Source organism: Streptomyces sp. NPDC001204, from assembly GCF_053598035.1.
Map to the genome: position 1 here is coordinate 123178 of NZ_JBSFJL010000004.1, position 20213 is coordinate 143390.

18 protein-coding genes, 1 tRNA gene and 2 pseudogenes are annotated in these 20213 nt (G+C 70.5%); 14 read left to right on the plus strand and 7 right to left on the minus strand.

Annotated features, from left to right (window positions below):
* The first annotated feature begins 5 nt into the window (after positions 1–5).
* From ACWC91_RS07805 to ACWC91_RS07825, 5 genes are all read left to right on the plus strand, one after another.
* Positions 6–797: a PIG-L deacetylase family protein gene (locus tag ACWC91_RS07805; RefSeq protein ID WP_281156121.1), complete on the plus strand. Its 792-nt coding sequence runs from the start codon at positions 6–8 to the stop codon at positions 795–797.
* Positions 794–1504 carry a 4-carboxy-4-hydroxy-2-oxoadipate aldolase/oxaloacetate decarboxylase gene (locus tag ACWC91_RS07810; RefSeq protein WP_281156120.1) on the plus strand — a complete coding sequence of 237 codons (711 nt, stop codon included), beginning with the start codon at positions 794–796 and terminating at the stop codon, positions 1502–1504. Before ACWC91_RS07805 ends, ACWC91_RS07810 begins: the two co-directional genes overlap by 4 nt.
* Positions 1501–2643 carry a 4-oxalomesaconate tautomerase gene (locus ACWC91_RS07815; RefSeq protein ID WP_450642303.1) on the plus strand — a complete coding sequence of 381 codons (1143 nt, stop codon included), beginning with the start codon at positions 1501–1503 and terminating at the stop codon, positions 2641–2643. The genes ACWC91_RS07810 and ACWC91_RS07815 overlap by 4 nt, the downstream gene beginning before the upstream one ends.
* Positions 2624–3574, plus strand: coding sequence for a catechol 2,3-dioxygenase (locus ACWC91_RS07820; RefSeq protein WP_450642301.1), 951 nt, complete (start codon positions 2624–2626; stop codon positions 3572–3574). The genes ACWC91_RS07815 and ACWC91_RS07820 overlap by 20 nt, the downstream gene beginning before the upstream one ends.
* A 174-nt stretch (positions 3575–3748) precedes the next feature.
* Complete coding sequence (locus ACWC91_RS07825; protein ID WP_450642300.1) at positions 3749–5074, plus strand: MFS transporter; 1326 nt, start codon at positions 3749–3751, stop codon at positions 5072–5074.
* Between the two features lie 23 nt (positions 5075–5097).
* Here ACWC91_RS07825 and ACWC91_RS07830 read toward each other — a convergent pair whose 3' ends face one another.
* Both ACWC91_RS07830 and ACWC91_RS07835 read right to left on the minus strand, forming a co-directional pair.
* Complete coding sequence (locus ACWC91_RS07830; RefSeq protein ID WP_281156119.1) at positions 5098–5955, minus strand: helix-turn-helix domain-containing protein; 858 nt, start codon at positions 5953–5955, stop codon at positions 5098–5100.
* 163 nt (positions 5956–6118) lie between these two features.
* Positions 6119–6556 carry an SH3 domain-containing protein gene (locus ACWC91_RS07835; protein WP_225080239.1) on the minus strand — a complete coding sequence of 146 codons (438 nt, stop codon included), beginning with the start codon at positions 6554–6556 and terminating at the stop codon, positions 6119–6121.
* A gap of 236 nt (positions 6557–6792) precedes the next feature.
* Here ACWC91_RS07835 and ACWC91_RS07840 point away from each other — a divergent pair, with 236 nt between their 5' ends.
* From ACWC91_RS07840 to ACWC91_RS07865, 6 genes are all read left to right on the plus strand, one after another.
* Positions 6793–7317, plus strand: a complete 525-nt coding sequence (locus ACWC91_RS07840; protein ID WP_225080240.1) for a MarR family winged helix-turn-helix transcriptional regulator — start codon at positions 6793–6795, stop codon at positions 7315–7317.
* Positions 7318–7396: 79 nt separating this feature from the next.
* Entirely contained in the window at positions 7397–7759 is a 363-nt protein-coding gene (locus ACWC91_RS07845; protein WP_281156118.1) for an ArsR/SmtB family transcription factor, read from the plus strand.
* Entirely contained in the window at positions 7756–8391 is a 636-nt protein-coding gene (locus ACWC91_RS07850; RefSeq protein ID WP_225080242.1) for an SRPBCC family protein, read from the plus strand. The genes ACWC91_RS07845 and ACWC91_RS07850 overlap by 4 nt, the downstream gene beginning before the upstream one ends.
* A 75-nt stretch (positions 8392–8466) precedes the next feature.
* Positions 8467–8540 (plus strand) — tRNA-Pro (locus ACWC91_RS07855).
* Positions 8541–8831: 291 nt separating this feature from the next.
* Positions 8832–10253 carry an APC family permease gene (locus ACWC91_RS07860; RefSeq protein WP_225080243.1) on the plus strand — a complete coding sequence of 474 codons (1422 nt, stop codon included), beginning with the start codon at positions 8832–8834 and terminating at the stop codon, positions 10251–10253.
* Positions 10254–10303: 50 nt separating this feature from the next.
* Complete coding sequence (locus ACWC91_RS07865) at positions 10304–11326, plus strand: acetamidase/formamidase family protein (RefSeq protein ID WP_281156117.1); 1023 nt, start codon at positions 10304–10306, stop codon at positions 11324–11326.
* A 21-nt stretch (positions 11327–11347) separates the two neighbouring features.
* On the opposite strand, the gene ACWC91_RS07870 is transcribed toward ACWC91_RS07865, so the two are convergent.
* Positions 11348–11827 (minus strand): carboxymuconolactone decarboxylase family protein, encoded by a 480-nt coding sequence (locus ACWC91_RS07870; protein WP_225080245.1) that lies wholly within the window; start codon positions 11825–11827, stop codon positions 11348–11350.
* A gap of 136 nt (positions 11828–11963) precedes the next feature.
* Between ACWC91_RS07870 and ACWC91_RS07875 the strand changes: the two genes are divergently transcribed.
* Both ACWC91_RS07875 and ACWC91_RS07880 read left to right on the plus strand, forming a co-directional pair.
* Positions 11964–12953, plus strand: a complete 990-nt coding sequence (locus tag ACWC91_RS07875) for a pirin family protein (protein ID WP_225080246.1) — start codon at positions 11964–11966, stop codon at positions 12951–12953.
* A gap of 40 nt (positions 12954–12993) precedes the next feature.
* On the plus strand, positions 12994–13332 hold the full coding sequence (locus tag ACWC91_RS07880; protein WP_225080247.1) for a GNAT family N-acetyltransferase: 339 nt from the start codon (positions 12994–12996) through the stop codon (positions 13330–13332).
* 95 nt (positions 13333–13427) lie between these two features.
* Here ACWC91_RS07880 and ACWC91_RS07885 read toward each other — a convergent pair whose 3' ends face one another.
* The 4 genes and pseudogenes from ACWC91_RS07885 to ACWC91_RS07900 form a co-directional block, all read right to left on the minus strand.
* Positions 13428–15191 (minus strand): family 16 glycoside hydrolase, encoded by a 1764-nt coding sequence (locus tag ACWC91_RS07885; RefSeq protein ID WP_450725854.1) that lies wholly within the window; start codon positions 15189–15191, stop codon positions 13428–13430.
* Positions 15171–16520: pseudogene (locus ACWC91_RS07890) on the minus strand (ThuA domain-containing protein); the annotation flags it as partial. The pseudogene ACWC91_RS07890 and the gene ACWC91_RS07885, both read right to left, overlap by 21 nt.
* A 6-nt stretch (positions 16521–16526) precedes the next feature.
* Positions 16527–17462: pseudogene (locus tag ACWC91_RS07895) on the minus strand (ThuA domain-containing protein); the annotation flags it as partial.
* A gap of 282 nt (positions 17463–17744) precedes the next feature.
* Positions 17745–18767, minus strand: a complete 1023-nt coding sequence (locus ACWC91_RS07900) for a multicopper oxidase domain-containing protein (RefSeq protein WP_225080248.1) — start codon at positions 18765–18767, stop codon at positions 17745–17747.
* 482 nt (positions 18768–19249) lie between these two features.
* Here ACWC91_RS07900 and ACWC91_RS07905 point away from each other — a divergent pair.
* A partial coding sequence (locus tag ACWC91_RS07905; protein ID WP_450725843.1) for an OmpL47-type beta-barrel domain-containing protein occupies positions 19250–20213 on the plus strand: 964 nt, incomplete at its 3' end.

Sequence of the window (20213 nt, forward strand, 5' to 3'; positions counted from 1 at the left end):
GAGCAATGACGCATCCAGGCGCGCCCTCGCCCCAGCCCTCGACTTCGCTCGACCAGGGGCGGCCCCGGTCCCGGCCGCGATCGACCCTCGTCGTCACCGCGCACGCCGGGGACTTCGTGTGGCGGGCGGGCGGAGCGATCGCACTGGCCGCCGCGCGCGGTGAGAAGGTCACCATCGCCTGCCTGACCTTCGGTGAGCGCGGCGAGTCGGCCAAGGCCTGGCGCGAGGGGAGGAACCTGGAGGAGATCAAGGAGATACGGCGCGCGGAGGCCGAGCAGGCCGCCGCCGCGCTCGGCGCCGGCATCCTCTTCTTCGACGCCGGCGACTACCCCCTCGTTCCCACGGCCGAGTTGACCGACCGGCTCGTCGCCGTCCACCGCGAGACCCAGCCCGACGTGGTCCTCACCCACCCGGTGGAGGACCCGTACAACGGCGACCATCCGGCCGCCAACCGCATGGCGCTGGAGGCCCGTGTACTCGCGCAGGCCATCGGCTACCCCGGCCCCGGCGAGATCATCGGCGCCCCGCCCGTCTTCTACTTCGAGCCGCACCAGCCGGAGATGAGCGGCTTCAGGCCCGAAGTGCTGCTGGACATCACCGAGGTGTGGGAGACCAAGCGCCAGGCGATGGAGTGCCTGGGCGCCCAGCGGCACCTGTGGGACTACTACACCGACCTCGCCGTCCGCCGCGGCGTTCAGCTCAAGCGCAACGCCGGCCCCAACCTCGGCCTGCCGCACAAGACCATGGCCGAGGCCTACATGCGCCCCTACCCGCAGGTCACGAAGGAGCTGGCATGAGCGGCGTGATCGTCACCAACCCCCCGAAGGCCGACGCCGAGGACGTACGGGCGCTCGCCGGGTACGGTGTGGCCACCGTCCACGAGGCCATGGGCCGCACCGGTCTGCTGCCGGGGCGCCTGCGTCCGGTCCAGGACGGCGTACGGGTGGCCGGCACCGCCGTGACCGTGCTGTCCTGGCCCGGCGACAACCTCATGATCCACGCCGCCGTCGAGCAGTGCGGCGAGGGCGACATCCTGGTCGTCGCCACCACCTCACCCTCCACCGACGGCATGTTCGGCGAGCTGTTCGCGACCGCGCTGAAGCGGCGCGGGGTGCGCGGCCTGGTCATCGACGCGGGGGTCCGGGACGTCGCCGAGCTGCGCGGGATGGGCTTCCCCGCCTGGGCCGCCGCCGTGTCCGCGCAGGGCACCGTGAAGGCGACCGGCGGCTCGGTCAACGTACCCGTGGCGATCGGCGGTCAGGTGGTCCGGCCCGGCGACGTGATCGTCGCCGACGACGACGGCGTGGTGGTCGTGGCGCGTGAGAGGACCCGGCGGGCGGTCGCGGCGTCCGAGGCGAGGGAGGCCAAGGAGGCCGCCTCCCGGGCCGCCTTCCTGGACGGCCAACTCGGCCTGGACCGCTACGGGTTGCGCGACGCTCTCGCGCAACTGGGCGTGACCTGGCAGGCGTACGACGACCACCTGCGGGACGGAGCCGGGGAGTGACCGGGGCCGAGGGGGTCCGGTGCGCGCTCCTGCGCGGCGGCACCTCCAAGGGCGCGTACTTCCTGGCCGAGGACCTGCCCGCCGACCCCGCCGCCCGGGACGACCTGCTGCTGCGGATCATGGGGAGCCCCGACCCGCGCCAGATCGACGGTCTCGGCGGCGGTCACCCGCTCACCAGCAAGGTCGCCGTGGTCTCCGCCTCCGCCGACCCCACGGCGGACGTGGACTACCTCTTCCTCCAAGTAGGCGTCGACCGAGCCCAAGTGACGGATCGCCAGAACTGCGGCAACATCCTCGCCGGAGTCGGGCCGTTCGCCGTCGAGCGCGGACTCGTGCCTCCGGGGGACGGCGAGACCTCGGTACGGATCCGGATGCGCAACACGGGGGAGTCGGCGGTCGCGACCTTCCCCACTCCCGGCGGGCGCGTCGACCACACCGGCGGCGCCGCGATCTCCGGGGTGCCCGGCACCGCCGCCCCGGTGGTGATCGAGTTCCCGGCCGCCGGCCGCCCGCTGCTGCCCACCGGACGGGTCCGGGACACGATCGCCGGTACGGACGTGACATGCGTGGACAACGGCATGCCGACCGTGCTGATCCCCGCCACCGCGCTGAAGGTCACCGGCTACGAGGATCCGGCGGAACTGGAGGAGGACCGGCAACTGGCCGACCGGCTGGGGGAGATCCGGCTGGCGGCCGGCCCGCTCATGGGCCTCGGCGACGTCGGGTCCGCGACCGTGCCCAAACTGAGCCTGCTGGCGCCGCCCCGGAACGGCGGTGCCGTGACGACCCGGACCTTCATCCCGGTGCGCTGCCACACCTCCATCGGCGTCCTCGGCGCCGCGAGCGTGGCGGCGGCGATCGCCCTCCCCGGCAGCGTGGCCGAGGGCATCGCACGGCCGCCCGTCGAGGGGCACCGTATGCGCATCGAACACCCCACCGGATTCCTGGAGGTCGACACCGACGTCGTACCCGGCGCCGGTGACGCCCCTCCCGTCGCCCGCCGCACCGCCGTGGTGCGCACCGCGCGCAAGATCTTCGACGGCACCGTCTTCCCCCGGCCGGCCGGTGCCCTTCCCGCCGCCCCCGCCCCCGCCCCCGCACGAACCCCTGGAGGCAACGATGGCTCCGCCCCTTCGTGACATCGCCCATATCGGCCACGCCCAGCTGTTCACCCCGGACCTGGACGCCAGCGTCGCCTTCTTCACCGACTACCTCGGGCTCACCGTCGACGAGCGGCACGGCGACACCGTCTACCTGCGCACCTTCGACGACTACGAGCACCACAGCCTGGTGCTCACCGCCCGCGACCAGCCCGGTCTCGGCAGGCTCGCCCTGCGGACGTCCAGCGAGGAAGCCCTCCAGCGCCGGGTGAAGGCGATCGAGGAGACGGGCCGCCCCGGCCGCTGGACCGAGGACGAACCCGGACTCGGCAGGCTGTACGTCACCACCGACCCCGACGGGCACGAGCACGCGCTCTACTGGGAGAGCGAGCACCATCGGGCCCCCGACGAGCTGAAGCCCGCGCTGAAGAACCAGCCCCAGGCCAAGCCCAACCGGGGCGTGGGCGTGCGCCGTCTGGACCACGTCAACTTCCTCGCCGCCGACGTGCTCGCCAACGCCGAGTTCCAGCAGCGGGTGCTCGGTGCCCGGCCCACCGAGCAGATACGGCTTGACTCCGGCAGGATCGCGGCCCGCTGGCTGACCTTCACCGACAAGTCCTACGACGTCGTCTACACCGAGGACTGGACGGGTTCCAGCGGTCGCCTGCACCACATCGCCTTCGCCACCGACACCCGCGAGGACATCCTGCGTGCCGCCGATCTCGCCATCGACAGCGGAGTGTTCATCGAGACCGGTCCGCACAAGCACGCCATCCAGCAGACGTTCTTCCTCTACGTCTACGAACCGGGCGGCAACCGCGTCGAGTTGTGCAACCCGCTCACCCGGCTGGTGCTGGCGCCGGACTGGCCGCTGATCACCTGGACCGAGGCCGAGCGGGCCAAGGGGCAGGCCTGGGGCCTGCGGACCATCGAGTCCTTCCACACCCACGGGACACCCCCCGTCGGCTGAGACGGAAGGGACGAGCGAGGGCCGCACACGGTGGTGTGCGGCCCTCCTTCGGTTGCGACGCCACAGACCGCGGACCTCGCGACCTGATTGTTGCTGAGATTGTTGACAAAAACGTTGACTCGTTTTTCGGGGCTCCTTAGCGTCTAGCGCACCCACGTACGAGAGGTAGCAACGATGTCCTCCTCCACCGCTCTGTCCGGGCGCGGCAGCAGACTGGCCGCGCTGGTCGTCGGCCTGGGCTGGCTGGCCGTGCTCTTCGACGGCCTCGACATGTTCATCTACGGCTCGGTGCTGCCGCACATGCTGGAGCAGAAGGCCCTCGGGATCACCCCCGGCCAGGCCGGCGACCTCGGCAGCTACGCCACCTTCGGCATGCTCGTCGGCGCGCTGACCTCGGGCACGGTCGCCGACCGGATCGGCCGCAAGAAGCTCATGGTCGCCTGTGTCGCGCTCTTCTCGCTGGCCTCCGGCCTGTGCGCGGTCTCCGGCAGCGTCGCGGTGTTCGGTCTCGGCCGGACGATCGCGGGCGTCGGCCTCGGCGGTCTGCTGCCCACCGCGATCAGCATGGTCACCGACTACGCCCGGGGCGGCCGCGGCGCTCTCACCGTCGGCGCCCTGATGACCGCCCACCATGCCGGCGGCATCCTCTCCGCCTACGTGGCCAAGTGGCTCGTGGAGCCCGTCGGCTGGCGCGCCGCGTTCTGGGTCTGCGTGGCCCCGCTGCTGTTCGTGCCGGTGCTCGCCAAGGCCATGCCGGAGTCGCTGAGCTTCCTCGTCGCCAAGGGCCGCGCCGACGAGGCCCGTGAACTGGCCGCCCGCTACGAGGTGGAGCTGCCCGCGGCGCCCGCCCGTAAGGAGGGCGCCGACCGCTGGGCCGCCCTGGCCGGCCTCTTCCGCGGCGGCGAGTGGATCCAGACCCTGCTGTACTGGCTGGCCTCCTTCGGCGGTCTGCTCCTCGTCTACGGCGTCGCCACCTGGCTGCCCACCCTGATGCGCGGCGAGGGCTACAACCTGGGCTCCGCGCTCACCTTCGTGGTCCTGTTCAACCTCGGCGGCATCGTGGGCATGCTCGTCGCCGGCCGCGCCTCGGACCACTTCGGCGCCCCGCGCGTCTCGGCGATCTGGTTCGCGCTGACCGCCGCCGGGGTCTTCCTGCTCAGCGTCCACATGCCGCCGGCGCTGACGTTCACCGTGGTGTTCCTCACCGGCGTGTTCCTCAACAGTGCGCAGACCATGATCTACGCCACGGTCTCCATCCGCTCCAACGCCGGAAACCGCGCCACCGCCGTCGGCTGGACCTCCGGCATGGGCCGCTTCGGCGCCGTCTTCGGGCCCTGGCTCGGCGGCCAGTTGCTGGCCGCCGACCGCGGCGACTGGGGTTTCACGGCCTTCGCGCTGGCCGGCGTCTCCTCCATGGTCTTCATCGGCATCGCGGCCCTGCGTACCCGGAAGGACCCCGCGCGGAGCAGCTCCCGCCAGGACCTCCTGGCCGCGAGCTGACACTCCCGCCCTTCGCGTGGGCGTCACGGGTGGTCCGGCGCGTCGGGGTCCAGGCCGGTGCAGGCCAGCTTTCCCTCGACCTCGGCGCAGGCCTCCACACCCCGCGGGGAGGAGACGCTGATCATGGGGCTCGTGTCGCCGCTGGTGTCGGCGGCGGCGTAGGTGGCCGACAGGACGTTCCCGCCCACCCGTACGGAGATCTCCCGGGCGACCGCGCCCCGTACCCGCACCTGGGACCAGGCGGTACGGCAGGAGGGCGAGTACCGCAGCCACACGGTGTACGTCGCGCCCGCCACGACGCTCTGGGTGCGCGCGTCCCCGGCACACGACGAGGCATCGGGCAACTCGCCCTGACAGGAGACGCTGTGACAGCGTGGCGACGCCATCACCACCCGGGCGCCCGGTGGTTTGCCGGGGGAGGGCGTGAGGAGGGCCGTGGCCACCGCGGTGGCCACGGCGGGCAGGACGAGGGCCGTCAGCAGCGGCAGGCGTCCCAGCCGCGCCCTGGGCGGATTCACCGGCTCGGACGCGCACTCGGACTCGGGACGGGGACTGGGCTCGGCTCCGGACTCGTGTCCGGGATCCGGTCCGGGATCGGAATCAGGCCCGGGATCGGGCTCGGCGGCCGCGGAAGGCGACTCGCCGACGGCGTCCCACAGGGCCAGCGCCGGGACCGGATCGGCGCCCGCGAGCCGGGCGAGCGCCTCCACGGCCGACCGGGGAGGGCGCTTGGCCCCGGTCAGATAGCGGTGCCAGGCGGACTTGCTGTACGGAGTGCGCGCGGCCAGGGCCGCCAGGCTCAGACCCGTACGGTCCCGCAGCTCGCGCAGGGCTGTCGTCAACTGCCCGGTTGATGCTGCCGTTCCTTGGGGTTGCCGCATGCTGCTGCTCCCGACTCCACTCCCGCTTTGGGCGTTTCGCCCCGGTTGTCGGGATGGTTTCCCGGGCTGAGGGCACCGACACACCTCGAACGGACGGCCCGTCCGGGAGCGCGCTGCTCCTGGACGGGCCCCGCCGGTCACCGCGTAGGCGCGTGACGGCGCGTCAGCACCACGGCAAGGTGCTCCGTACCCGTACGTAGTGCGCGGAGACGTAACCCCGTGCGTGCGCGAGGCGGTACCACTGCCGGGTGCCGCCCACCCAGGATCCGCGCGTCCGGCACTTCAGCGCCACCAGACGGTGCGCGTGCCGGACGCCGACCACCCGGTACCGGGTGCTGGGGCCGGAGCGGACGTTCAGTGCCCGGCGGTGCGTGACCACGCGCCCGAGGGAGTGGATCGAACGGTGGTGCGTCGCCCAACGGTTGACGTGACGCGCCGGCTGGGCGGGCTCGGGCAGCATCGGGGGAAGCAGGTGCGGGGCGACCGCCGACACGGCCGGGCGCGAGCCGGGGCCGGCCGGGGCGGCGTCGGCCGCCGTGGGCACGAGCGCGAGCGTCGCGACCGCGGCCAGCACACCGCTGGTGAGGGTCCGTCGGATCATGGAAACCTCCGGGCTGTCGTTCCTGCGATCACGCGTCGTGATCGCATGCCGCCCAGCGTTTCCGCGCCACGCCTCCGCGATGCCGTCCCCGCGTCCCCGGGGACGTCCCAGCCGTCCCCGGGGACGGGGTCCGGGGTGTGACCGGTTGGGGAAACTCCGCGCACGCGGCGCCGCACCGCGCTCCGGGGGCGCGGCAAATTACTTGAGTAAGGCAATGATATGGTAAAGTCGACCGTATGGTCACTCCATCGTTGCCCACCGGACCCGTCTCGCCCGAAGTGGCCGAGATCGAGCGCGCCCTGATGCGCATCACCTACCTGGGGACACGGGCCCGGCAGCACGAGAGGCTGATGAGTCTGGCCGGGGTGCCGCTGGACCGGGCGGCGGTCGCCCTGCTGCGCCAGATCGCCGACTGCGAGCCGCAGCGGCCGGGGGAGCTGGCCAATCGCCTGGGTGTGGAGGCCTCCCACGTCACGCGCACGGTGCAGCAGCTGGAGCGGTCCGGCCATGTGATCCGGATTCCCGACCCCGACGACCGCCGTGCCCAGCGCATCCGGCTCACCGACCTCGGCAGGGACGCCATCTCCCGCATCCGTGAGGTCGGGGCCCGCGGTATGCAGCTCGCCCTGGCCGACTGGTCCCCGGAGGACCTGCGCCGCCTCGCAGGGCTCTTCCACCGTATGGTCGACGACTTCCTCGTCTACGCCAAGGACGTCGAGAGTGAACACGAGGCCGCCGAGGCGGCCCGGCGCACGCGCTGAGGGCCTGCCGGACCCGGGTCCGCGCCGGATGGCGTATCAGTGGTGACTTATATAAGTGGTGGGTGATACGTTGGCGGCCATGCACGCGTTCGACGTCCTCGGCGACCCCGTCCGGCGGCGGATACTGGAACTGCTCGCCGACGGCGAGAAGACCTCCGGCGCCGTCTGCGAGGCCGTCACGGCGGAGTTCGGGATCTCGCAGCCCGCGGTGTCGCAGCATCTGAAGGTGCTTCGGGAGAACGGCTTCGCGACCGTCCGTCCCGAGGGCGCCCGGCGGCTGTACGCGGTGAACTCCGCACCGCTCAGGGACGTCGACGCCTGGCTCGACCGGTTCCGCGGCTTCTGGGCCCAGCCCCTGGACGCGCTGGCCACCGAGCTGGCCCGCGGCAGGCGCGAACGCCGGCTGCGCGGTGCCGACGACCCCCCGAGGAGCACCCCATGATCGACGTGACCCATCAGATCAACGCCGTGGACCGCGAGGTCGGCCGCCGCGTCTTCAAGGCGGCCGAGGCCCGTGTGGTCACCGTGAGCCAGTCCTACGACGCCCCGCTCGACGACGTCTGGGACGCCTGCACCAACCCCGAGCGCATCCCGCGCTGGTTCCTCCCCGTCACCGGTGAACTCCGCCTGGGCGGCCGCTACCAGCTCGAGGGCAACGCCGGCGGCACGGTCGAACGCTGCGACCCGCCCAAGGGCTTCGCCGCGACCTGGGAGTACGGCGGCGAGACCAGTTGGATCGAGCTGCGCCTGACCGCGCGGGACGGCGGCGGCACGCGCTTCGAGCTGGACCACCTCTTCCGCGTCGACGACACCAAGTGGGGCGAGTTCGGCCCCGGCGCGGTCGGGGTCGGCTGGGACATGATGCTCATCGGTCTGACCCTCCACCTGTCGAGCGGCGCTCCGGTCGACTCCCGCGAGGCCATGGCCTGGGTGGGCTCCGAGGAGGGCCGCCGATTCGTCGCCGCGAGCAGCGAGGGGTGGTACGCGGCCAACGTCGCGAGCGGCGAGGACCCGGCACGCGCACGCGAGGCCGCCGACCGCACCACCGCCGCCTACACGGGCGCGGAGGGATAGCCGGAAATCGGCCGCACCCGCCCGCGTAAGGTAGGGTTCACCTGCGCGTTCGGGCGGATCCCCGCACGAACGCACCGGGACGTGGCGCAGCTTGGTAGCGCACTTGACTGGGGGTCAAGGGGTCGCAGGTTCAAATCCTGTCGTCCCGACTTTGCGAAGTCGCCGGTCAGGGGCCATTTCAGAGGACATCTGAGAAGGCCCCTCGATCGTTCCTGGGGACCATGTGGCGACCAGCGCACTCGACTGGGTCTGGCGCGCGCGGCCTGTTGGGGACCGTCACCTGGGGCGCTCTTCGGATCGCCCTCGCCCATGAGCGGCGGCCACGCGGCCGGGCGCGACCGGCCGGCGACCGGCCCGTCCCCACCGTAACGCTTCCGTCAGGAACCGACTGGCCCTACGCTCTCCCCGCAGTTCCGGCACCCAGCAGTGAGGAGAACGCGATGGCCGAACATCCGCCTCCCGACTCGCTCCAGAACTACGGCTACCGGCAAGAACTCCACCGCTCCCTGACCTTCCGCGACCTGCTGGTCTACGGACTGGTCTTCATGGTGCCCATCGCGCCCTTCGGGATCTTCGGCAGCGTCTTCCAGGGGTCCGGCGGCATGGTCGCCCTGACCTACGCGATCGGCATGGTGGCGATGATGTTCACCGCGCTGTCGTACGCGCAGATGGCCCGGGCGTTCCCCATGTCCGGCTCGGTCTACGCGTACGCCGGACGGGGCATCGCGGCTCCCGTCGGGTTCCTCTCCGGCTGGATGATCCTTCTCGACTACGTACTGGTGCCCGGACTGCTGTACCTGATCGCCGGGATCGCCATGAACTCGCTGGTCCCGGCCGTCCCGGTGTGGCTCTGGCTGCTGGGCTTCGTGGTGCTCAACACCGCGGTCAACTACACGGGCATCCGGATGACCGCGCGGGTCAACAAGGTGATGCTGCTGGCCGAACTCGTCGTGCTGGCGGTCTTCGTGGTGATCGGCGTGATCGCGCTCGCCCAGGGCAAGGGCCGCGGTTTCGACTTCACCGCGGTCTACAACGGCGGGACCTTCTCCTGGGGGCTGGTCTTCGGCGCCGTCTCCATCGCCGTGCTGAGCTTCCTCGGGTTCGACGGCATCTCGATGCTGGCCGAGGAGAACAAGGAATCCGCCCGCGCCATCGGTCGTTCGATGGTGGCGGCGCTGCTGCTGGCCGGCGCCCTGTTCATCGTCCAGACCTGGCTGGCCTCCCTGCTGGTGCCCGACCCGGACAAGCTCATCGACCGGGGCGACCCCGACGGCACCGCCTTCTACGATGCGGCCCGCGTGGCCTCCGGCGAGTGGCTGGCCACCCTGACCGCCGCGGCCACCGCCGTGGCCTGGGGCTTCGCCAACTCGCTGGTGGCCCAGGCCGCCACCTCCCGACTGCTCTACGCGATGGCACGGGACCGGCAACTGCCCTCTTTCCTGGCCAGGGTTCACCCACGGCACCGGGTTCCGGTCAACGCGACCCTGCTCACGGCCGCCGTCTCGCTGGTGCTGGGCCTCTACATGAACTCCCGCGACGACGGCGTGACTCTGCTGAGCACCCTGATCAACTTCGGTGCGCTGACGACCTTCCTGGTCCTGCACGTGTCCGTGGTCGTCCACTACCTGATCCGCCGGCGCAGCCGTGACTACTGGCGGCATCTGATCGCGCCCGCCATCGGGTTCGCGATCCTGGCCTACGTCGTGGTGAACGCCGACATCGCCGCGCAGCGACTGGGGTTCGTCTGGCTGGGCGCCGGTGTGGCGGTACTGGCCGGGCTGCTGCTGACCGGCCGCCGACCGCGTCTGGCCGTCATGGAGACCGCGGACGAGCCGGCGGCGACACCGCCGCACGACGGATAGGCGCCGCTCGCCCACGCCGCATCCCGTATTCCCCGCAGCAAGGAGTCGCATTGAACACGCTCGCCCAGGTGATCAGCATCCCCACGGACCCGGACCGGTACGCCTACTCCTTCGGCGGCGGGTCGCCCGTAGTGACGGTGCCGCCCGGCAGCATCGTGGAGCTGACCACCGAGGACTGCTTCGGCGGCCGGGTACGCGCAACGGCCGACCTGCCCAGCAAGGTGTGTACCTTCCCCTACCTGAACCCGGTCACCGGTCCCATCGCCGTCGCCGGCGCCGAACCCGGCGACGCGCTGGCGGTGCACTTCGTGGACATCTCCCCGGCCCGTGACTGGGGCGTGTCCAGCACCTTCCCGCACTTCGGCGCGCTGACCGCCACCCATACCACCGCCATGCTGCATCCGGCGCTGGAGGAGCGGGTCTGGCTCTACGCCATCGACGCCAAGGCCGGCACCTGCCGGTTCGAGGCCCGCCGAAGCGGCTTCGCGGTGGACCTGCCGCTGGATCCGATGCACGGCACGGTCGGCGTCGCCCCCGCCGCGGGCGAACGGCTGATGTCCATCTCGCCGGGTGTGCACGGCGGCAACATGGACACGCCCGAGCTGCGCGCCGGAACCACCGCGTACTTCGGGGTCAACGTCGAGGGCGCGATGCTCGCCATCGGCGACGGCCACGCCCGGCAGGGTGAGGGCGAGGTGTGCGGGACCGCGGTGGAGACCGCCATGAACACGGTCGTGGCCGTGGATCTCGTCAAGGGCGGCGCGCCCGCGGTGCCGCGGCTGGAGAGCGACGACTTCCTGCTGAGCACGGGCCACGCGCGCCCACTGGAGGACGCCTTCCGGATCAGCCAGCACGACCTGGTGCAGTGGACGGCGGATCTGCTGGGACTGGACCAGCTGGACGCCTACCAGCTGGTCAGCCAGGCCGGTCTCGCACCGGCGGCGAACGTCTGCGACACCCAGTACACGATGGTCGCCAAGCTGCCCAAGCGGATCCTCGGCGGCGCCCGCGCCTACACCGGGGTCCACGACCGGTTGCGGGCGCTGGGCGCGGAATACCTGCGGCAGCGCTGAGCCGTCCCGGCCGGGGGCCGGCTACTGCGGCCGCACCGGATGCTTGCTCATGATGGAGACCCGGTTGAACGCGTTGATGGTGACCGCCGCCCAGATCACGGCGGAGATCTGGTCGTCGGTGAGCACCTCGCGGGCCGTGTCGTACGCGGTCTCCTGAAGGGCCGCGTCACCGGGGTCGGTGGTCGCCTCCGCGAGCGCGAGCGCCGCGCGCTCGTCGGGGGTGAACAGCTCGGTGTCCCGCCAGGCCGCCAGCACCCCGATCCGCTGTGTGGTCTCGCCCGCCCGCACGGCCGCCCTGGTGTGTACGTTGAGGCAGTAGGCGCAGCCGTTGATCTGCGACACGCGCAGGTTGACCAGTTCCACGAGCGTCCGGTCGAGCCCCGCCTCGGTGGCGACCGTACGGACCGCTTCCGCGGTCTGGACGAGCGCGCGGTAGGCGGTGGGGCTCTGCTTGTCGATGAAGATCCGCCGGTCCGCGGACTCCGTCGTGTGGGTGCTCAACCTGGGACTCCTCCGGGGCCTGTACGGCTCCCTTGTCGTGTGGTGTGTCGTGTCGTGTGTACCTGCCGGTGTCGCCGACCTATTATCGCGGCATGATAGTTGAATGTAAAACGATTCTTGAGAGAGGCGGTCCACGGTGAGCAACGCCGAGACGAAACCCATGGAAGTGCGGTGCGGCGGCCCGGCGGACGGCGAGCGGCCGACCGAGACGGCCCGGGTCGACGTCCTGACCGCGCGGGACGTGCCCCTCGGCGGCCCCCGGGCGATGACCGTGCGGCGGACCCTGCCGCAGCGCGCCCGGACCCTGATCGGCGCCTGGTGCTTCGCCGATCACTACGGCCCCGACGACGTCTCGGTGACGGGCGGCATGGACGTCGCCCCGCATCCGCACACAGGGCTCCAGACGGTGAGCTGGCTGTTCAGCGGGGAGATCGAGCACCGGGACAGCCTGGGCAGCCACGCCTACGTACGGCCCGGCGAGCTGAACCTCATGACCGGCGGGTACGGCATCTGCCACTCGGAGGTCTCCACCCCGCGGACCACCGTCCTGCACGGCGTCCAGCTGTGGGTGGCGCTGCCGGGGGAGCACCGCGACGCCGCACGGGACTTCCAGCACTACGTACCCGAGCCCGCGCGGATCGACGGGGCCGAGATCAGGGTCTTCCTGGGCTCCCTGGCCGGCCACGCCTCCCCGGTGCGGACCTTCACGCCCCTGCTCGGCGCCGAGATCGTCCTCCAGCCGCGCGCTGCCCTCACGCTCGCCGTGGACCCCGGCTTCGAGCACGGCCTCCTGGTCGACCGGGGAGAGGTGCGCCTGGCCGGCACCCTGGTGGCTCCGGCGGAGATGGGCTACGCCCATCCGGGCGTCGACGCGCTGACGCTGACGAACGAGTCGGACGACATCGCACGGACGGTCCTGCTCGGCGGAACCCCGTTCGAGGAGGAGATCGTCATGTGGTGGAACTTCATCGGGCGCAGCCACGAGGACATCGCCAAGGCCCGGGACGACTGGCAGAACTCCTCCGATCGCTTCGGCGCGGTCGAGGGGTACCCGGGGGACCGGCTTCCCGCCCCCGCGCTGCCGAACGCCGTCATCACGCCGCGCAGGAATCCACCGCGCCACTGATTCGTTCAACGTGTCACCGACCCCATCCGAGAGGCACCCGATGAGCCAGTCCTCCACCGCTGCGACCGTCCGGCGGGCGGACGCCGAGCACCGCTACGAAATCCTGGTCGACGGCAAGCGCGCCGGACTGACCGCCTACCGCGACCGCGGTGAACAGCGCGTCTTCCACCACACCGAGATCGACGACGCCTTCGCCGGACAGGGCCTCGCCTCCCGACTGGTCCAGGAGGCACTCACCGACGTACGCGAGTCCGGAATGCGGATCGTGCCCGTCTGCCCGTACGTGGCCAAGTTCCTGAAGAGGCACGAGGAGTTCGCCGACATCACCGACCCCGTGACCCCCGACGTCCTGCAGTGGCTGGACGCCCGACTGGGCTGACCGCTCACACGCTTCGAGCCGCCGGCGCAGGAGCGGGAAAAGGAAGAGCCGGGCCCGGGGCGACCGCCCCGGGCCCGGCTCCTTTTACTGTCCGGCTACAGGCTTCGTACCCGGATGTTGCGGAACTCGGTCAGATCGGTGTTGCTGTGGTTCTGCAGCCCGATGTACCCGCTGAGGAACTGACGCAGGTCCGTGGGCGGGTCACCCGCACGGGACGACGACTTGCCGGGCGTGTTGTCGAACTCGTTGATCACCACGCCGTTGCGGATGATCGTGTAGTGCTGTCCGACCGCACGCACCTCGTAGTCGTTCCACTGGCCCTTCGGGGTCACCCCCGCCTTGTCCAGGCCCACCGGCTTGAAGTTGTAGACGGAACCGGTCTTCTGGACTTCGCCCGTGGCCCCGTCGTAGATCTGGATCTCGTGGCCGCAGTAGATCGCGACCCACTCGGGGGCGGTACGGGCCGAGCCGACCGTCCCACAGCTGCCGGCCGGGCGCTCCGCCAGCGGCGTCCTCGGGTCCGGGAACCGGACGAAGACCCCGCTGTTGGCGTTGGCGGAATCCGGAGCCACGTCCCGGAACTGGAGCCTGACCGAGAAGTCCTTCAACTCCTGCTTGGCGTACCACAGCATGCCCATGCCGCCGGAGGTGCGCATGGTGCCGTCCGGCTGGACCGAGAACGAGCCCGCGCCCGCCTGCCGCCAGTCGGACAGACTCGCCGCGGTCCCGTCGAAGATGGACTTGTACCCGGCGACCTTGCCGATCTCGGACTTCGCCGCCGCCTTGCTGATCGCCGCCGACTCCTGGTTGTCGAGGACGCCCTCCTTGCGGAGGTCGTTGACCACGGAGTTGACGTGGCTGACGAACTCGCCGTGGTTCGACCAGGAGGCCTCGTCGTCGATCAGGTCGTTGACGGTGCAGCCGCCTCCGGCCTTGTGGTTGGTGACGCCCGTGTCGGTGTCCAGCAGCTGGACGGTCGGCCGGGCGTCGGGAGCCGGGCAGCCGGCCTTGGCGTCGAGCGTCGCGGTGGCCTTCTCGCCGTTGGCGTAGGTGACCGTCAGCTTCGCGTGGTACGTGCCGTAGTCGGCGTACGTGTGCGTCGGGTTGGCCTCGTGCGAGGGCTTGCTGCCGTCGCCGAAGTCCCACTCCCAGGCCACACCGCCGGTCTTGGCGCTGGAGAACGCCACCGCCTTCGGCTTGCTCTGGGTGATGACCCGCGCCCCCGCGTCCTGCGGCTTCGGGGTGGCCGGGCCGCCCTGGTAGGAGATGCGGATGAGCTTCTGGTTGTTGTGCAGGCTGAAGAAGCCGCCCGCGTAGTCGAGCATGTACAGGGCACCGTCGGGACCGAACTTGGCGTCCATCCAGCTCTGCAGCTGGGTGGCGCCGCTGCCGGGCGCGATGATGCTGCGCACGTCCTCACCGAAGGCCGGCGCGCCCTGGTCCTTGATGTGGTCGGGGTCGAGGGTCACCGCGACCCGGTTGTTGGCGTTGGACTCGTCACCGATGAACCACTTGTCCTCCCAGTACGCCGGCCAGGCGACACCGCTCTTGGTGTCCACCTGGGAGCGGTGGTAGGTCGGACCGGACATGATGGCCTGGCCGCCGCCCTTGAGGTACGGCTGGGTGTAGGTGGCCTCGCTGTCGACGTAGCTGGGGACGCCGCTGCCGTCGGAGCGCTCGGGGAAGACCGGCCCGCCGCCCTGGGGCGAGTACCAGATCATGTTGTCGCGGGCCGGCGGGATGTCCACCAGGCCGGTGTTGCGCGGCGACTCGTTCTTGAGGTGGTCGCAGTCGTACCAGCCGGTGAGGACGCTGGCGTCGGTGCTGCTGCGGTCACGGTAGGGCTGCCGGTTGCCCATGCAGTACGGCCAGCCCTGGTTGCCCGCGGAGGTGATGACCGTGGCCGTCTCGTACTTGGCCGGGCCCAGCTCCGGGTTGGAGGCTCCCGCGTCCGGACCGACCCAGCCGGCGTTCAGCCAGTTGTGCACCGGGTCGATGGAGAGCCGCGCGATGTTGCGGACACCCATCACGTAGATCTCCGGGCGGGTCTTGGCCGTGCCCGGCGCGAAGAGGTTGCCCTTGGGGATGGTGTAGGTGCCGTCGGACTCGGGGTGGATGCGGATGATCTTGCCATTGAGGTCGTTGGTGTTGCCGGAGGTGCGGCGCGCGTCCTGGAAGGAGACGCCCTTGTAGTCCTGGGTCCAGTTGTTACCGGAGTAGCCGCTGGAGCCCTCGGAGGAGTTGTTGTCGCCGGAGCCGATGTAGAGGTTGCCGTCCTTGTCGAAGGACATGCCGCCACCGGCGTGGCAGCAGCTGTGGATCTGGGTGTCCCAGTGCAGCAGGTCCTTGCGGGTGCCCTGGTCGATGGACTCGGACGCGAAGTCGTAGGTCAGCCGGGAGACCGTCCGCTGGCCGATCCGCTTGTCGCGGTCGATCGACTCGTGCGGCATCCAGTAGATGTAGATCCACCCGTTCTTCTCGAACTTCGGGTCGAGGGTGATGCCGACGAGGCCCTCTTCGTTCTTGACCAGTTCGCTACCGCTGCCCCGGTTGCCCATCACGTCGAGCGTGGTGAGCAGCTTGACCTTCTTGGTCTTGGGGTCCCACTGGTGGATGGTGCCGCAGCCCAGGCCGACCTTGGGGTCGTTCCAGTCGGCGATCGGGCCGGACGGGCAGGCGGCCTTGCCGATGTAGAAGGCCTTGCCGTCGGGGGCCATGGTGAGACCGTGCGGCTCACCGATCTGGTCGAGCTGCCCCGCCTGGTTCTGGGCCGTCAGCCGCTCGGTCTTGTAGTTGGAGGCGATGGTCGCCTGGCAGTCGCCGCGGACCATACCGGTGGTCCACTGGATGGCGCCGAGGAGGTGGCTCTGGAACTTCGTGTCGGTGGTGTAGCTCTCCTCGGTGCGGCCCATGCCGGTGTAGAAGGACCGGCCGCCGTCGTAGTCACGGCACCACGAGATCGGGTGGAAGGCGCCGTTGGAGCCTGCTCCCGGCTTGTACTTCCACTCCTCGACCTGGGCGATGGTGTGGACCTTGCCGACCGGGTTCGGGTCCCAGTTGATCCACTGGTCGGAGCGGGTCCAGTTGAGCGGCAGGCCTTCGTTGGCCGGGTGCTGGCGGTCCGTCACGTCGACCACGGCCTGCTGGACCTTGGAGGCCTGCGGAGGCGTCGGGTTGGCGTTGAACAGGCGCAGCTCGGCCAACTGGGTCAGCGGCTCACCGCTGTTGGCGGTGATCTCCAGCCGGTAGTGCTGGTAGGCCTGGGTGTTGGAGAACTGGAACTGCCTGGTCTGGAAACGCGACGGGAAGGTCTCGCCGCTCCGGGTGTCCAGGGTCGTCCAGTTCTGGCCGTCCTGCGAGCCCTGGAGCTTCCAGTCCTTCGGGTCGCGTCCCTGGTAGTCGTTGGCGGAGGTCAGTGCGTAGTTGACCACCGCGACCGGCTTGTCCAGCTTCATGGTGACCCAGGCGGTCGGCGTACGGGCCAGCCACTTGGTGTCGTCCTTGCCGTCGAACAGCTTGTCCTTGGTCTCGCTCGGCGGGTTGTCCGAGTTGACCGCGCTCTCGACGACCTTCTCGGCGTCGGGCAGGCCCAGGGCGGGCCGGGTGCCGATCAGCCCGGTGAACCAGGAGGAGTCCGACTGCGCCCGGGCGGCGTCGTGGACACCGACGAAGCCGCCGCCGTTCTTGATGTACGACTGGAACGCGGCCTCCTGCTCGGCGTTGAGGGTCACGCCGTCGGCCGACAGGAACACCACCCCTCGGTACTTGGCGAGGCTCGCGGTGGTGAACACACCCGCGTCCTCGGACTCGACGACCTTGAACCCGTTCTTCTCGCCGAGGTTCCCGATCGCCGCCGCGGCCTTCTTCACGGGGTCGTCCTGCTTGGCGGCCGGTCCGTGGAAGACCAGGACGTTCACCTGGCTCTCGGCGCCGGCGTCCTGGGCGGTCCCGGACGGCGGCTGTGCGTTCGCCTCCACGGCCGGCAGCGTGGCAAGTCCCACGGTCAGCGCGGCGCTGGACAGCAGGACGACGGCGCGGCGCCAGGACCACGCGTGACCAGAGGCCCGCGCGGGACGCGACGGCGGCGCTCCGCTTCGTCGTGAGAGGGCGAACCGGTCTCTCTTGCCCATGCTTGCTCCTTGACTCGATCCGACAACGGAAGAGTGATCAGGGGATGGAGCGAGGGCTGCCGCGGACGCCTCACCCGGCGCACGCCGGGTGAGGCGGATCTCGGCGGGCGGTCACGATGCCCGGGAAGGACGGGTGCCGGAGGGACGAGGACAGGTTCGCCTCAGATCCTTGCGGGTGAGGACCGGCCGGCGGCAGTCGTACACGCCCGTCGGACCGTCAGGTGGTACGACGGGCGTGGCTTGGGGGGCGGAGCCCGGATCGAGGGCGCCGCCGCTGCCTTTCTAGTGGTGGTGCATGCCGTCGGCGGCCGAGCCGTCGGCCTCGGCCATGTGGTGGGGCATGCCGCCGGGGACCGAGCCGTCGGCCTCGGTCACGAGGAAGACGCCGGCCATGCCCATGTCCGAGTGGCTCTGGACGTGGCAGTGGTACATCCAGGCGCCCGCGCCGACCCGGTCACCCGCGATCACCTGGAATCCGAAGGAGTCCGCCGGGCCGACCGTCTTGGTGTCGATGACCCGGCTCACGTCCTGCGGACCCTGGAGGATACCGGTGCGGTTGTCCACCCAGCGGTGGCCGTGGATGTGCCAGGTGTGGAAGAAGTCCCCGTGTGTGATCACGATGAACTCCACTCGCTCACCGCGGACGGCCTTGAAGGTGGGCGCGTCGTGGGCGCCCCGGTTGTTGATCGTCATGTCGTTGAACACGACCGTGAACTGCTTGTCGGGCAGCACATCGCCCTTGCGGCGCACGATCACGGGGCCGTAGAGGCCCTTTTTGATGCCGCCCGTGCCGTGCTCGGTCCCCACGTTGTGATCGTGATAGTGCCAGTAGCCGGCGCTGCCGGCCTCCCATGTCCCGCCCTGGTTCGACGGGGCGTGGGTGCGCCAGACGTAGGTCCGCCGGCCGCCCGGCTCGACGACGCTGTCGTTCATCCTTGTGCCGTCGCTGGCGACGTCGTAGTCCAGGCCGTGAACGTGCAGACTCGCGGCGACGTCCAGGTTGTTGACGACCTCGATGTTCATCGTGTCGCCCTCGGTCAGCTCGATGAGCGGGCCGGGGATCGTCGCCTCGCCCGGCTTCAGGCCGTAGCCCATTTGCCCGTTCGGCAGCTTCTCCATGTACAGGGTCAGGTTGCGGACGGTGCCCTTGTTGTTTCCCTGGCCGTTCCCCTCCACCGGCTTGTCCTTCGGGGCGGCGGCGGTCGCGGTGATGCCGAGCACCGTGGGTACGACCGCGGCAGCGGCTGCCCCGGTGGCGAAGGCCCGCCGGGAGAAGCGTCTCGTACCTGCGCCTGAGTCGGTCATCGTTCTCCAATCCTCTGAACGCGTGCGGGCCCGAAGGCGTCGCGTGGTGGTGATGTGAGCCGCCGCCGACGGCAGCCGTCCCGTCAGGGCGGTGGGCGGTGGTGCGCGGGGCTTCAGGCCCGTGGGGCATGCGGGCGGTCGTCGGATCGGACTCCGGTGGCAGCCGTCCGGCCTGGCTCGATGTGCCGGATACGGCGGGAATCGGGACGGCTGGGCGAACGGGATTCGCCTCGGGACCGCCTCACCGTAGCGGGCGCCCCTCCAGTTTTTCCAGACTCAGGTCAAAGTTGGTTGGATTGTGGCCATAGACCTTGGCGAGTAGTCAAAAGCCCGGTAGCTTCCCAACGTTGCCGCACTTTGAGAGAGGTTGGGTCCGGGAGACCACCCCCTCGACGCGCTCATCCCGGCGGCTGGACATCCACTAGACGGGACCGCGAGTCCCTGCGCGGTGCCGCACAAGCGAATTCGCGAAAGGTGCAGCGGTGTTCAGAAGACTGCTCCATGCCAAGACGGATCCGCCCCTCTCAAGATCAGCGCCACGCAACCGATTCCGCGCCCATCCGGTGCTGGTTGCGCTGGTGGCCGTTGCCCTCGCGGCCTTCTCGCTGGCCGTGCCGGCCGCGTACGCGGCGGCGAGCCGCGGGTCCGAGAAGGCGGCGAACCAGGTGCTCACCTGGACGGCCGGCGACGACTACACGAAGTACGCGTCGGCTCCCACCACCGCGGTGGCCGGACCGACGACGATCGTGTTCGAGAACAGCGCGGCGACCGGCAACACCACCGGAATGCCGCACACGTTGACGTTCGACGTCTCGAGCTCCGACTACAACAACGACGTCAGCCTCAACATCTTCGCGAGCCCCTTCGATTCCAACGGGGGCAAGTACACGGCCGAGGTCAACCTCAAACCCGGCGTGTACCGCTACTTCTGCGCGATGCCGGGCCACCAGTCGATGACGGGCGAGCTCGTCGTCACCCCCGCAGCCGGCGGCGACACCACCGCGCCGGAGACGTCGGCGTCGGTGTCGGGGACGAAGGACGCTTCCGGTAACTACGTGGGCAGCGCGACCGTGACGGTGTCCGCCTCCGATGCCGAGTCGGGTGTGGCGAGTGTGGAGTACTCGCTGGACGGTGGTGCGTTCGCGGCCTATTCGAAGCCGGTTGAGGTGAGCCAGGTCGGTGCGCATACGTTGTCGTATCGGGCGTCGGACAAGGCGGGGAACACGTCGGCTGTGAAGTCGGTGCAGTTCACCGTGGTGGCGGCTGTTCCGGAGGACAAGACGCCGCCGGAGACGTCGGCGTCGGTGTCGGGGACGAAGGACGCTTCCGGTAACTATGTGGGTAGCGCGACGGTGACGGTGTCGGCGTCCGATGCCGAGTCGGGTGTGGCGAAGGTCGAGTATTCGCTGGACGGTGCGGCCTATGCGGTTTATTCGGCGCCGGTTC

What these genes read in the sequence shown, in the direction of transcription:
- ACWC91_RS07805 (WP_281156121.1), top strand. Translation starts at nt 6, where the DNA reads ATGACGCATCCAGGCGCGCCCTCGCCCCAGCCCTCGACTTCGCTCGAC.
- ACWC91_RS07810 (WP_281156120.1), top strand. Translation starts at nt 794, where the DNA reads ATGAGCGGCGTGATCGTCACCAACCCCCCGAAGGCCGACGCCGAGGAC.
- ACWC91_RS07820 (WP_450642301.1), top strand. Translation starts at nt 2,624, where the DNA reads ATGGCTCCGCCCCTTCGTGACATCGCCCATATCGGCCACGCCCAGCTG.
- ACWC91_RS07825 (WP_450642300.1), top strand. Translation starts at nt 3,749, where the DNA reads ATGTCCTCCTCCACCGCTCTGTCCGGGCGCGGCAGCAGACTGGCCGCG.
- ACWC91_RS07830 (WP_281156119.1), bottom strand. Translation starts at nt 5,955, where the DNA reads ATGCGGCAACCCCAAGGAACGGCAGCATCAACCGGGCAGTTGACGACA.
- ACWC91_RS07835 (WP_225080239.1), bottom strand. Translation starts at nt 6,556, where the DNA reads ATGATCCGACGGACCCTCACCAGCGGTGTGCTGGCCGCGGTCGCGACG.
- ACWC91_RS07840 (WP_225080240.1), top strand. Translation starts at nt 6,793, where the DNA reads ATGGTCACTCCATCGTTGCCCACCGGACCCGTCTCGCCCGAAGTGGCC.
- ACWC91_RS07845 (WP_281156118.1), top strand. Translation starts at nt 7,397, where the DNA reads ATGCACGCGTTCGACGTCCTCGGCGACCCCGTCCGGCGGCGGATACTG.
- ACWC91_RS07850 (WP_225080242.1), top strand. Translation starts at nt 7,756, where the DNA reads ATGATCGACGTGACCCATCAGATCAACGCCGTGGACCGCGAGGTCGGC.
- ACWC91_RS07860 (WP_225080243.1), top strand. Translation starts at nt 8,832, where the DNA reads ATGGCCGAACATCCGCCTCCCGACTCGCTCCAGAACTACGGCTACCGG.
- ACWC91_RS07880 (WP_225080247.1), top strand. Translation starts at nt 12,994, where the DNA reads ATGAGCCAGTCCTCCACCGCTGCGACCGTCCGGCGGGCGGACGCCGAG.
- ACWC91_RS07885 (WP_450725854.1), bottom strand. Translation starts at nt 15,191, where the DNA reads ATGGGCAACCGGCAGCCCTACCGTGACCGCAGCAGCACCGACGCCAGC.
- ACWC91_RS07900 (WP_225080248.1), bottom strand. Translation starts at nt 18,767, where the DNA reads ATGACCGACTCAGGCGCAGGTACGAGACGCTTCTCCCGGCGGGCCTTC.